Origin of the sequence: Carboxylicivirga sp. M1479, assembly GCF_007097485.1 — a bacterium.
Taxonomy (GTDB): domain Bacteria; phylum Bacteroidota; class Bacteroidia; order Bacteroidales; family Marinilabiliaceae; genus Carboxylicivirga.
Genome location: NZ_VKDE01000011.1, coordinates 20,157 through 33,854 on the forward strand (window position 1 = coordinate 20,157; position 13,698 = coordinate 33,854).

Here is a 13,698-nt window from a genome sequence, read left to right on the forward strand (position 1 = left end):
ATCCTAAACCACCATGTTGCTTTTTACGTTAGCAAATGTAGGATTGATTTTTTTATCTCCAAAGAAATAGTCAAAAAAATGTAGAATTATTTTACAATTTGATTTTTTAGATAGCGATTACCTTACTATTTACACCCCTCTCTTATATATAAGGTATCGTTCAAAAAAAAACAGCAAAATAAAGACTTCTAGGTCTCATTCTTAAACTCTGAAATTATGCACCTTACACAGCACACGATTAAAGCTCATGCGGAAGAACAAAATATAAGTTCAATTCAAACATGATATTTATCAGTTTTTAATATGAGTAGTATCTTCTTTCAAAGCCAGAAACTGATTGAGTACCATTCCAATTGCCTCCATCATTTTATAATCAGAAAGGTGGGGATCAATTTTATGTTTACTTCGGAGAAAAACAATAAAAGCATCCAAATCTTCATCGTCAAGCTTAGTAAATGATCTGAGATTTTCCTTGGTAGTGAATTGATTATACCGCTCATATAACTTGCTGTTTTCTTCGTGTGTGAGTCCTTCTTTGGTATGAATAATTCGACTACCAATAAGCTTTGGTATAGCTAATAAATTAATACCAGATCCAGCCTGCGAATAGGACGAACCAGCTGTTGCCAAATCAGCACCTAAATGCCTAACATCTAACATGAAACTCATGTTCATGCTTGATTTATCTTCCATAATATCCATGTTCGCCACCATACTCCTGAAAGAAGCATAGGATCGAAACATAAGCACATCAACTGAAGCCAATTCATATGACTTTGCTTTAACTTGCCAAATCAAGGTGTCTGACAGCATTGGTTCATCTACAAGAAGTAAGGCATCTTCATAACCTAAAGAGCGAAAAAAGAGCGTATCGCCCACACTTGTATTTAACTTAAAACAGCCATTTTCGTTGGTTTCTTTACCTAAACCACTCTCATTACTGGCAACAAAAGCAAAGGGCACAACACTTGTGCTATCCTCTGTAACGACTTTACCTATTAAAGTATGTTCTCCATGGTTGCTTTGTGCCAATAAGATTGAACTCAAGCACAAAAGCATAGCTACTAAAACACAATTTCTCGCTCTCATTTCCCCTCTTTGTAATCGTTAAATAAATCAATCACTTTATACTTTACACTTAGCTCTGTATCTTTTTTGTCGAATTTAATGTGAGCATTACAATACATCATAAAAGCCTGCAATTCTTCATCACTTAGCCCACTAACAGCTTCCAACATATCAAGAGTCATCAGTTGCCTTTGTTTTTCGTATTGCAATAGCTTTAGCATTTGTCGCTTCTGCTTTTCAGATTTTGAAGTATAATAATACAGTACATTAGCGGGCTGAAAAATGGCAGCCAATACGGGCGGTTTTCTTGAATAGGTGGGCAATAAATCCACCGCAATTTCAGGCTTCCTACCCAATTTAATATCTGCTGGCAACATCAGGTCAATCTCTTCCTGTTTCTTCCTAATGGCTTTCAACTTGTCTGTATAATCCATGTAATGTTTACTCACATTTACATCAACCTGCTCTATCTGATACGATATCTGATGCAATGCAAAAGAATACATACGGTCGGCATCAACATTTAAACTATCCAAATGGATGATGATGGGTTCAAAACCCAAAGCAAAAACCTTAATACTATCATTATTGTCTAAAATAACCTTGAACTGTCCACTTGAATCGGCAGCAAATACATTCTTCATTTTAAAACTAGCCAATTGAGCCAAGGGTATGGGCCTACTATCACTCTGACGAACTACTTGCCCATGCAGCCATACTTTTTGCACCTGCCCGCTAACTTTGGTGGCAGCCAACAAAACAATTAACAACAGTATTAAATAGATTTTACTCATTCGCACTTGGTTAGGTATGCACAAGTTAAAGAATTAGTAAGCTTGTGTTTAATAATTTCAACCAATGACCTCATTATTAACACCAATTAACATACTATACCGTTTGCACCATTCGAATACAATAAAAATAAACTGGAAAGAATGCCACATACCAAACATTCTTGAATTATTGAGCAATAGTAAAAGGAACACTCTGAGCATCAAATGGGTTTAAGCTATTGCTATTTATACCAATCACTGTTAACTTGATTCTGTTTTACGATAGTCGAAATTTAATCCTTACATGATGAAAAAGTATAAACACATTTTTATGGTTGCCATAGCTTTACTGATGGTGATAAGCATTGATGCGCAAACAACAACGACAACAACAAGAGATACTGTTGAAGCTAATGGCGTAACTACCATTACCACTACCACTGTAACTGTCGAAACAATAATAGACGTAGGTAAATCATTGGGTTTATATATATTTCCGGCCAAGGGGCAAGACAAAGCCACACAGAAAGCCGATGAAATGGAATGCTACAGATGGGCTGCCGAAGCCTCAGGTGTTGACCCCTTAAATATTCCGGATATAGAAGCAGAGCAAGTAGCAACGGGACCCGATGGATCGGCAGTAAGAGGTGCGGCACGAGGAGCTGCTGCAGGTGCTGCTATTGGAGCCATAGCAGGCGATGCGGGCAAAGGAGCTGCCATTGGTGCTACAGCCGGTGCTATACGAGGAAGAAGAGCAAGTAGATATGGTAGAGCCGTTCAGCAGGAACAAAACGAAGCTGCGGCTAATGCTAAGGAACAAGAGATGTTAGATAATTTCAAAAAAGCCTTTTCTGCCTGTATAGAAGGCAAAGGTTATTCAGTTAATTAACAGCTAACAATTTGACGATTAAATCACATTATTAAAAAAACATACCACTATACAATGGGCTAACTTTGATACTAAGTTGGCCCATGGTATTTATATCATCTCAAACAATAGGAAAAGGGATCACTAGATATTCGTGTGGACAAAGAAATAAACAGTGTACTTTCTAATCAATGGTACTACAAAAAAAACAATCATCGTTATTCATTCTTTTGGGTGATACAACAGAAAGTATAGAGAAATAATTAGTAACGTAAGTGCAAATCATTCACTTTTGGCTATCCTCCTTGCACCACTCGAAATGCAATTTCGACAGTGCGGTGGTCTGTTCCATTGGCGGGCATGTGAAGGCCTGAATAATGATTAATTTAATTGAACATCAAAGGGGCTTGACCTACTTTGATTGTGAAATTGATTAATCATTAGAGCGGGTGGTAGCATCAATGGGACTAGCGTTTTGTTTCTTTTGGGCGATGCAAAAGAAAGGAGAACCATCTCACAAAACAGGGTATTTCGTTGCTTCCTTTCATTACAAATTATTATTAATCCACAGAAAAATCCTATAAGTCAGAAAAAGTGACGGGCAAAGACCACTCTTGCAAACGAAAGCTCGCACGAAGCACTAACTTGTTACATTTTCAACATTCCATGGCCTTATTTAATTTTTTAACACCACGCCACTAAATAGTTAAAACAAAAGCATTGAACATTTTTTAAGCTTGATATCTTATTAATTAGAATTATTTTTGCAGTCAAAACATAAAATTATAAGCAATGAGCGATTTAAAGAATATGATCGAAAAGGCCTGGGACGACAGGTCGCTACTAAATAACCCAGAAACTGTTGATGCTATTAAAACAGTTGTTGAGCAGTTAGACAAAGGCGACATACGTGTTGCTGAACCACAGGGCGATGAGTGGATTGTCAACGAGTGGGTAAAAAAAGCTGTTATTCTTTATTTCCCAACACAAAAGATGGAAACCATTGAAGTTGGTCCTTTCGAATTTCACGATAAAATTGCTTTGAAGAAAGATTACGCAGCGCAAGGCGTACGTGTGGTACCTCATGCTGTTGCTCGTTATGGCGCTTACCTTGAGTCGGGCGTTGTAATGATGCCATCGTATGTGAACATAGGCGCTTACGTATCTTCAGGAACCATGGTAGATACATGGGCTACGGTTGGTAGCTGTGCTCAAATTGGTAAAAACGTTCACTTGAGTGGTGGCGTTGGTATTGGTGGTGTGTTGGAGCCTGTACAGGCTGCTCCGGTTATTATCGAAGACGATGCCTTTGTTGGTTCTCGCTGTATTGTTGTTGAAGGTGTACGCGTAGGCAAAGAAGCTGTACTAGGTGCCAATGTGGTATTAACAGCATCAACCAAAATTATTGATGTGAGTGGCGACGAGCCAAAAGAATACAAAGGTTATGTACCTCCTCGCTCGGTGGTTATTCCGGGGACCATTACCAAAAAGTTCCCAGCTGGTGAGTACCAGGTACCTGCTGCTTTAATTATTGGTCAGCGTAAAGAATCGACTGATAAGAAAACATCGTTGAACGATGCATTGCGCGATAACAATGTAGCCGTTTAATTAGACTAATAGAGACTAGACTGTTAAACTTTAAATGGTATTACAGCTTGCTTAGTTTAATGGATTAGCGAATGATATAGAAAACCTGATGGGAATAACTCCTGTCAGGTTTTTTGTTATATCTATTTTTCCCATTGCTTTATGGCGCTACCTGTAGCAGGCAGGCTTTCCCATAGGAAAGATTCGTAGGCTACAGGGAGTAGGTATCTTTATTCATTTTTCTCTTTAATATCATAGGCCACCATAACATCACCGTGCCTGACGAGTAACATACTGTTGTAAATAGACGGACGAGCCCAGTGCGGTCCTTTTCCTTCTGTTACGCGAAACGAACTTATCACTTCGAACTTTTTTGGATTGGCTTTTACCAATGCTATGTGGCCGCGTCGTTCTTCGTAGAGGTATAACATGTTGTCGGCTGAAATGATGGGGCCTTTGGTATGAAAATCACCAATCCATTTAATTTCGCCAGTTTGCCAGTTCATGCATATCCATTTGCCGGTTTGCCTTCCAGTAAAATTCGAGCCGTATAAAAAGTCATCTACTAATACAACACCGTGGTTTTGATTATCAAAAGTCCGGTCGTTAAACTCTTCGGTAACCGACTGACCATCGGGGGCAATTCTTACCATGGTTGACTTGGCATCCCAACCGCCCGATATCCATAAGCAACTATCCTTATAAGTTGGAATATTTGATATAATAGTTGAATTATCACCTTTAGGACTAAGGATATTATAATGATAATCCCAGCAAATCTTACCATCTTCTGTATCTAAACTTAGCACGTGTGTTTTGCTGGCCGTAATAATGTATTTTTTGCCACAGTGTTCAATCAAAGCTGGGGATACATTCGAACGTTTAGTATTTAAGGATTTCGACTTCCAGATCAACTTACCGGTCATTTTATCCAGCGCTATAACCATGGCTGTTTCGCCACCAATGGAAGCAATCACTTTGTCATCAACCAATAGCGGCGATTCAGACACACCAAACATATCCCAATCGCTTTGGTATTCTTTGTGTAAGTCAACACTCCAAATTTCGTCGCCGGTTTTAGCATTTAAACAAGCCATCTGATCCATGCCGGAGAGCATATAAATTCGGTCACCTTCAAGTGTTGGCGTGCATCTTGCTTCGGGGAATGAGTTTTTCCAGACCTCCCCGTAAGGTTTTTGCCAAAGAATTTTGCCCTCCATATCGATACAGCTTAAATACTCGAGTGTATCGATATTACCCGTGGTATAAATACGGTCGGCAGTGGCAATGGTTGAAGCATTTGACATGCCCAATCCTTCCGTTACAAACAAGGCTGTTGGCCCATCTGCCGGCCATTCTTTTAATAATCCTGTTTCAGGAAAAACACCATCGCGGTTTGGCCCACGGAATTGTGTAATCTGGGCATTAGCAGAAAATAGGAAGCTTATTAATACCAATAATAGGATAGAGGCTCTTCCGGTAGACTTTGTATTCATAGACTCTTAGATTTTTGGGTAATAACTCGAATATACGGTTAAAATTATAATGCTGAGATGCAAAGGCGCAGAGTTGTTTTATACTTCTGCTATTCAGTAATTATGCGTTAAACTTTTGTTCGCAAAATGTATAGTTTTCGTTTTATGTAATCTGTCATTTAAAACTACTATTTTTTTCGACTTAATTGCACACTTAACTTCCTTAGCATCTATGAGATGTTAAGGAAGTATGTAGTTTTTTAAGCTTACAATGTAAGCTTATTAACCAATACGTCTTGTTGTTACGATTTTATAAGAAGAAACATTTACAATTGTTATAATTTCCTTTTCATACCTCATCGCTCTTAAACGATCTTTTTCAGATTCATTAGGCATATTAAGCAAGGTGTAAATCTGCGAACGTATCTTATAATAAGGAGGTTTATACAAATCTAATTTTATCGCTTTATCTATATATCGCAAAGCCTTTTCGTATTGCTCTTTTTCTATTTTTTTTTCAGACTTTTCTTTCAAAACAATGGATTCAGATTTCGCTGGAGGAGGTCCTGAATAAACCTTATTATTGATGACTATTTTGTAAACGAAGTCAATTGGTTCATTATTTACCTGAGTAGGTCGCCACCTACCTTCTGTGGACTTCAATATCGACAAAGCTTGTTCAGCTATTGATACGTGCGAATTTTCGTCGACTACAACAGAGCTAATCTCTCCATCTTTACTAAGCTTAAAGGAGATAACTGTATTTCCTTGAATATAGTTTTCAGTTACGTCAATTGGAATTTTAATTCTGGTAGCAAAATGCTTGTTAATATTGCCATCAAAGCGTGCTTTGATAAATGCTGCATCTTCCTGACCAACTAAATAACTTAAATTCAACACACAAACTAGGGTAAATAACATTGTCTTTTTCATAGTTCTTTATTTTGTCGTTTAGGTTAATAGATCCTCACGAGCACAGATGACAAATCTTCGCTAGCGGGGGGGGTATATTCTTTCATTTTCATATATCTTTCAATTTTTTTATTGTAAGATTCTTCAATTCTAAGTATGAAAATAGAAACAAACAACCTGTTTTTTACCTCACTAAAATCGAAGTTCTTATGATTATGTATAAACCAGTTAAATTGACTGGCCGACATACAACCCATTGCAGTAAGATTCGAAGAAAAGGACTTAAAGAAATCATCATGCTCTCCGAGCCTTATAAGATATTTAGAATACTTACCGTTAGGCGAAAGTGTCAGCTGTTTAAAGTTAGTAAGATTAGTCACTATCGTATCTTTATATTTAATTCTTCGAGCATCATTCAACATGTTAAAAACAGCATCAAAAGCTGACTTATTTATGCTTTCTAAAAAATGATATTTCTCCAAGTCACTGATGGCAATTAGGTCACCATTAGCCTCAAGCATTTGAATCTGCATGTCTAAGTACTCGTGATATGCCATTGCTATGTTCGCATTAGGGTTGACGCAGGAAACCACACTATCGGTATAGTTGATCATTAATCTCAGCCCTTGTATTTCTTCCTTTGTAAATAGCTCCGCGATTAGTTCATCGGTTTCAATGGATTGCCTGCTATTGCAGGATAACAGAACGACGGCCAAAACTATTGCAGTAAATAGTAGATTCTTTTTCATGGTGCAAATATCTATGTACTTTTCAATTAGGTCTCCCACCTCGTTTGATGAAAGAAATAGTGGCAAACAATAAATACTTTGGTAAGATAAGCCAAAACTCATTCAATTTCCTTTCCGCTCTTGTCAATATAGATCCAATGGTCACTATCCCACTTACTATACTCGCCTACTGATGACGTATTACAATTATACGCAACCTTGGCCTTTCCATCTTTGAATGGGAATGCGCAGGCATACTGTGGCTTTATAACAATTTCACCATCCAGGTTGGCATAACCAATCTTTCCATTCTTTTTAATCCTGAAAAGTCCCTCAACAATATCGTCTGGTCCGTTATCGTACCAAAACAACTCAAATAATTCTCGCTGGTTTCGGTCAATAGCAACACAAGCACCTCCTTTTTTTAACACGATCGCCAAATTCTTTAGTGTATCGGTATAACAGTAATAATACTTTCCAAGCGCAATGATGGTATCACCGCGTGAATTTACATAACCACTTTTAACACCTACTTCGTCAGATGCTCCTTCAAATACTTTTATTAAATAATCCTCCTTTACTTGCTGACTGCAGCCTATGATAGTGATAAGGAGTATAAATACCATCAAACCGACATGGCCATTTTCTTTGTGTTTCATCTGTTAAATTTATTTTCAAAGACCATATGAAACTCACCATACTAGTCAATATCCTGTTTAAGGATACTTTTCTTATGGCTCACTTTTTATTGTTTAAACAGCTTTTGCACTTGCTAGCGCAAACTTGTAATTCGTGCCAATGTTTAACTCATTAGAACTAATTACAAATCTGCGCTAGCGGGGTCATATGCCAACAAACTTCTCTATTTCTACTATGCTAAAATCCTTAATTTAAAATATTTTCGATTATATCATTGATGGCATCATCATCATGCCCATTATTTTTTATCTTATTCAGCTTATTAATAGCAATCTCTACTGACTCTTTCTTTAGTATCTTCCGATATTTTGCATACAATACTTTTGCTTCCTTTATGTTTCCTGCGCAGAAATTTGCCAAAGCTAAATCATATCCAAAGGAAGTTTTAGGATTAAATGTGCATGCCCTATTCAAATATTCAATACTTTTATCTAAATCCTGCATCGAATAATATATTATCCCTATGTTACCAATAGAGCTCACATGTTTATAATTTTCCCTAATACTCCTGCGATAATATCTCATTGCTTTATTATAATCTAATTTTATATGAAAATATTTAGCAGTAGAGTAATATATCGATGATCGTGTATTATTATCTTCAGAATTATCAATTGCCTTATCAATAAACTCCTCTGCTTCAGCCTTTCGATCTTCTTCAAAACACTGTATTGCACTATGATAATTAAACCACGCGTCTTTTTTACATTCTTCCAGCTTATAAAAATTCCACCTTAACGATTGTGAGTATCGTGTCCATTTATTAAATAATCCACCTATGGAAACTTTAATATTGGTTTCATCTTCAATAAATTGCCTTTGTTCATCAGAAATAGCCAATTCCATTGCTTTTAAATAGTATTCCTCTTTCCTTACCTCAGGAATCCAACGCCTTGACACGTAAAAAAGTATGTAAGCAAGATTGTTTTCTCCTCCTAATTCAGTCACGTTTTTTATGACCTCATCAATATTTGGTATGTTTAAGTCAGCTTTCTTTCCACCATATCCTACAGCTTTTTTCCTGTAAGTAACTTCAATTTTAAGTTCGCTTTTATCATCTTTTTTTATTACTAAATAGTCACCATTGGCGTATTTAATTGAAACTGTCTCAGTTTCTGGATATGAGAAAGTAATAATATTACCGCTGGAATAAATGTATGAGAATTTGCCACTTGAAAGTTTCCTATTTTCATCAAAGTATCCGCTAATTACAAACTTCTTATCTGGAGCAGTATAGGTACCGTATTTCCATCTTTTATCATATGTGCTGAATCCATCCTCCTTATAAGTACCTTTATAAACACTTCCATCGGCAAAAGTCATTGTGCCTGATGCCGGGGCTTTATTTCCTTTTCCTTGTACAAACCTCCCATCAAATTGCGACCCATTATGATATACACATGTCCCTTTGTATATAGCAGCTTTAGTTTTAAAAGGGAAGAAACTGCCTTTACAAACATCACCATTTTCATAAATCACAATCCCCTCTTTGGTTTTACCATTAGACATTTTGCCCTTAAAGGTGTGTCCTTCAAATTCTTTCACCACATCATATTGCACTTTAGGATTCATCCATGAATTAAGTACTGCAGCTCCAACAGCAGCCCCTGCACCACCGAGCATAGCCTCGGTTGCCGATGCACCGGATTGAGCAAGAACTTCTGCTGTTTTAACACCCGTCATACCTATTGCGTGAGAGTTTCCTGTAGTAATTGCATCAGACACATGACCTGATAATTGCTCCATATTATGTGACATTTCAGATGTCTCAATTCCCAATTGTTTCGATTGGGCGATGAGGCGCTTATTGTGTTGGACTTTCTCCAGGTTAGTTTTTGCATTTTCGTTGTTCGGATCAGCTTCTAATGCCTTTTTATAGTACATCTCAGCCACATCAGGATCTTTTGAGAAGTATTCATTTCCCTTATTTGTATAATCCACCGAGGAGGCTGAGTTAACAGAATTCGCATTTGTATCGGTTGACACTTTAGCTACAGCAGCTTGTTGATTCTGATTATCTGTTGAGTTATTATTAGCAATTTTCTCTTCGGTTGTGGCATTTTTGCTTTTGTTTTCTGCTAGTGTGGCTGCCTCAGATCTTAAATCTTCGGCCTGTTGTATTAGGGCGGCAATATTATCTATAGTCATGTACACCGCAGCATTCTTAAAATGAACCACTGCTACATTCGCATTCCCCTTAGCTTTACTGTAGTTACCATTCTGTATATTCGCATCAGCTTTTTTCATAGCCTCCCGGCCATATGACAAACTTCTGTTAAACCCTTCAACCGAAGTTTTTACATGAGACATATCAAACACAACATTCTTAATTCGATATTTCACATTTATTTTCCCAAAATATAACTTATCACTAAGTTCTTTATCGGTAAATCCATTAAAAATCAACTTGTGATGCACCAAATCGGAAGACCAAGAGGTGGTATGTGTTTTACCATCAATGGTTATAGTTGCTTCCCACTCGACATCAGGCCATATATTGACTTTACGGGCAAATTGACTTTGTGAGTATTGTCTCCCATTATAAACAAATGTGTTGGGATAAAAACCTTTCCCTAATTCTCGGCCTTCATCCACATAAAGTAAAACTCCAGGGGAGCCGGTCCTCATTTTACAGCGTAAGTCTTGAGTAAAGCTAGCACCATCTTTACCTGCCGGTAGTTTGTATGTAAAATTCACAATCTTTTCATTTGCTGTTTGCGCCTGCCCCAACGCAAAATATAATGTTAAGGTGATAATTGCTAAAGTAAATTTCATTTTATCTTGTTTTTAAATTGTCATTTAATACCTGTATATTATACGTTATCGAATAGAACACCTAAAAAAATTCTATTAATTCTTCTAAAATAGTTAAATAGCCTAACAAACCAACCGCCTGTCATCAACTTCACAACCTTTAATAACTAAAGCTTACACACCTAACTACCAACACATACCGCCAATCCCCTATTATTAAAGCAATCCTTTACTAGCACTCACTTAATTATCCATAATGTTTTGCGGATTAATTTATTTAATTATTTTTAATCAAAATTTATTTAACAGTTGGTTAGCTAAACAAGCACACAGGCCAAAAGCAAATTATTTTTCGATAACATACACTGATTTGAGTAAAAGCAAATAATTATTGCACGTTTCATTGTTACAATGGGCAATAATCATTTAACAATTGTCCATTGCAACATTACATGAAGCAAAAATCGTTTGATTTTTGGCCCTTGTAATGTTACAGCAAGCGATATACATTTGATTTTAGCTCATTACATTATTGTTTGAACTCAAATACATTTGCTTTTTACTCAAGTGCTAAAGGATGACCAACACAAACCAACTATTAATGAAAATAGAAAAACTATTGCAACGCAGCTACAACGGCGAAGTAGCTACCGTATCGGAGAGTATTTTAAAGACTGCAGCCACAAAGGGCATCGATGATTTATTCCTGTCGAGTCTATTAGAAAAGGTAGGTAAGGAAGAGGAAAGTTTAAGCTATGCCATCAGGCAGGACAAAACGGTTTCGGAATTAGAAACAGCTGATGAGAACCGCGATAACCCATTACGTGGCTTGTATAATTTATCCAACGGTTACCTCTATCATCCCGATGAAACCATCAGCGCAGCTGCGCACACCGTTTGTTCTGTTTTAGATAAGTATCCTTTATCAGAACTACTTCGAGCCAACTATGCACAAGAGTCAGCTTTAATAGAATCGTTACTGAAAGACTTGGATACCGAGGATGTAAAAGCAACTATTGCCCTATTGCCGGGAGTAAACGAAACCGTTGCTGTTATACGCACTGCACAAGATGCTTTTACAAGCACTTTTGTAACCTACACCGAAGAAAAGGCTAAACACAACGGTAAGAATTCGGCTACTAAAGTTAAATTGGCATTATTAAAGCTCATCAATAATGAGCTGGTTACCTACCTACGCGCCATGATTATAGCTGCACCCGATATCTATGTCGATTTTGCAGCTGCCACCGCACAAATTATTGCCGATAACAACGAAAAGGTTCGTAAGCGTATGAATAAGAAAGATAGCATTGAGGCGGAATAAAATTTAGAATAGGGGTAGGTTCTTATTCTATGGTTTGAAAACCTGACAAGAAAACATTCTGTCAGGTTTTCTTTTTGCATAGTGTTATTATGTAGTAAAACTGCACAAAAGTAATAGCTAGCAAAGGTCAAAAATACATCCGTATATACATTTTGTTCAGTTTGACAATCTCTTAAATACCCCATTCACGTAAAAATTACGCTCATTTATCATTAGAATAAGTCCGTTCGTCACAACACGATATTTTACTCCCCTAAAAACATGTTACGTTTTCACATTTCTGCAATTAACTAATGAGTATTCATTAGTGATGCTCTTTTTAAGGATGCGAACTATTGAGATTTAATTATAAAGATCGCATCCTTAAGGCGTATAACTAAAACCCAATTAATGAGAAGTTCAAAATGAAAATTAACTTAAAAATCACACCCTACAAAAACCTTATTCACCTCATCGAAAAACAGCAAACAGGCCCAGCCATTGCTTGTGCACAAACAATAGGAGTGTCACGAGCCACATTATTTAATATGTTAGAAGAAATTAAAGGAGCAGGTGTTAGCATTGAGTATAGCCATATAAAACAGAGTTACATTTATACCAATAACAAGCGTCTAAAGGTAAACAAGCCAATTGAGGTGGTTAATTGTTGAAAACATTTGAACTTTTTCACCCCCCCCAGTCTATTTTATTAGACTGGTACACACTTATATTTGAATTGCTTTAACAAAAAGGCCTTTTATAAAAGCAAGCCCTGCCAAGCAATTTTAGCGAACGGCATTAGCAGGGCCGCAGGATTAAACCTGCACAAATTTAATTTATTTATTAATCATTTAAATTTTGTGTTATGAAAAATCTATTTAATGTGACAATTGGCTTATTACTTTCTATATGTTTTATTACATCTTGTACTAATAATGACGATGCAATAAATAAAATGACTGACTTAGAGTCAAAAAATCTTTCTGATGAAAAAAGTGAACAGTTCTTTAAGGAAAACATAGCAATTTTTGATGCACGAATTCGAACAATCGATGAAAATACTTTTGTTAGGGAAGTCTACTTAAAAAACTTTTCAAGCGAACCTTGGGATAAAACAAGTATTGGCTTTACTGGATATTTATTCGAGGATAACGGGAAAGGGAATGATATAATTGCAAATGATGGATTATACACCTCTGTAGAAATGTTTGTTTTTGACGATAAATTTGAGTTCAATGAAGATATTGATATTTTATCAATTATGGAGAAACCAATAATAACCTCCGACTTTATTCAGACAAAGGCATTACAAAAATTCTCTAATGGATATAGTGAAAGAACGCAAAAATTAAAAGCAGGAGGTACTGCCACAATTACTTGTGATGTAAAGGTTGTAAGTACTGGATGTATAGCTGATTGGATTTGGGATGGATTTGGCTGTATTGAATTTTCAAATTGCTCTGTTACAATTGGATGGTAAAATACTATTTATTGGGATGTGCATAAGCACATCCCTAATATATAACGTTAA

The 13,698-nt window shown here is 36.6% G+C and carries 12 protein-coding genes; 5 read left to right on the forward strand and 7 right to left on the reverse strand.

Features of this window, described 5'->3' with window-relative positions; translation table 11 throughout:
* Window positions 1-291 precede the first annotated feature (291 nt).
* Both FNN09_RS08340 and FNN09_RS08345 read right to left on the reverse strand, forming a co-directional pair.
* Window positions 292-1,089, reverse strand: coding sequence for a carboxypeptidase-like regulatory domain-containing protein (locus FNN09_RS08340; protein ID WP_143301414.1), 798 nt, complete (start codon window positions 1,087-1,089; stop codon window positions 292-294).
* Window positions 1,086-1,862, reverse strand: a complete 777-nt coding sequence (locus tag FNN09_RS08345; protein ID WP_143301416.1) for a hypothetical protein — start codon at window positions 1,860-1,862, stop codon at window positions 1,086-1,088. Before FNN09_RS08345 ends, FNN09_RS08340 begins: the two co-directional genes overlap by 4 nt.
* Window positions 1,863-2,148: 286 nt before the next feature.
* Here FNN09_RS08345 and FNN09_RS08350 point away from each other — a divergent pair, with 286 nt between their 5' ends.
* A complete protein-coding gene (locus FNN09_RS08350) occupies window positions 2,149-2,730 on the forward strand; it encodes a glycine zipper family protein (RefSeq protein ID WP_221932459.1) in 582 nt (193 codons plus the stop codon).
* 771 nt (window positions 2,731-3,501) lie between these two features.
* Window positions 3,502-4,317, forward strand: coding sequence for a 2,3,4,5-tetrahydropyridine-2,6-dicarboxylate N-succinyltransferase (locus tag FNN09_RS08355; RefSeq protein WP_143301418.1), 816 nt, complete (start codon window positions 3,502-3,504; stop codon window positions 4,315-4,317).
* A gap of 209 nt (window positions 4,318-4,526) precedes the next feature.
* Here FNN09_RS08355 and FNN09_RS08360 read toward each other — a convergent pair whose 3' ends face one another.
* From FNN09_RS08360 to FNN09_RS08380, 5 genes are all read right to left on the reverse strand, one after another.
* Complete coding sequence (locus tag FNN09_RS08360) at window positions 4,527-5,792, reverse strand: PQQ-binding-like beta-propeller repeat protein (RefSeq protein ID WP_143301419.1); 1,266 nt, start codon at window positions 5,790-5,792, stop codon at window positions 4,527-4,529.
* A gap of 261 nt (window positions 5,793-6,053) precedes the next feature.
* Entirely contained in the window at window positions 6,054-6,704 is a 651-nt protein-coding gene (locus FNN09_RS08365) for an energy transducer TonB (RefSeq protein WP_143301421.1), read from the reverse strand.
* 23 nt (window positions 6,705-6,727) lie between these two features.
* Window positions 6,728-7,432 carry a hypothetical protein gene (locus FNN09_RS08370; protein WP_143301423.1) on the reverse strand — a complete coding sequence of 235 codons (705 nt, stop codon included), beginning with the start codon at window positions 7,430-7,432 and terminating at the stop codon, window positions 6,728-6,730.
* A gap of 98 nt (window positions 7,433-7,530) precedes the next feature.
* Window positions 7,531-8,070, reverse strand: coding sequence for a WG repeat-containing protein (locus tag FNN09_RS08375; protein ID WP_143301425.1), 540 nt, complete (start codon window positions 8,068-8,070; stop codon window positions 7,531-7,533).
* A 226-nt stretch (window positions 8,071-8,296) separates the two neighbouring features.
* Window positions 8,297-10,885, reverse strand: coding sequence for a hypothetical protein (locus FNN09_RS08380; protein WP_143301427.1), 2,589 nt, complete (start codon window positions 10,883-10,885; stop codon window positions 8,297-8,299).
* 580 nt (window positions 10,886-11,465) lie between these two features.
* On the opposite strand from FNN09_RS08380, the gene FNN09_RS08385 reads away from it, so the two are divergent.
* From FNN09_RS08385 to FNN09_RS08395, 3 genes are all read left to right on the forward strand, one after another.
* Window positions 11,466-12,188, forward strand: coding sequence for a DUF6261 family protein (locus tag FNN09_RS08385; RefSeq protein ID WP_143301429.1), 723 nt, complete (start codon window positions 11,466-11,468; stop codon window positions 12,186-12,188).
* Window positions 12,189-12,592: 404 nt separating this feature from the next.
* Window positions 12,593-12,838 (forward strand): hypothetical protein, encoded by a 246-nt coding sequence (locus FNN09_RS08390; RefSeq protein ID WP_143301431.1) that lies wholly within the window; start codon window positions 12,593-12,595, stop codon window positions 12,836-12,838.
* A gap of 194 nt (window positions 12,839-13,032) precedes the next feature.
* On the forward strand, window positions 13,033-13,647 hold the full coding sequence (locus FNN09_RS08395) for a hypothetical protein (RefSeq protein WP_143301433.1): 615 nt from the start codon (window positions 13,033-13,035) through the stop codon (window positions 13,645-13,647).
* Window positions 13,648-13,698: the final 51 nt, after the last annotated feature.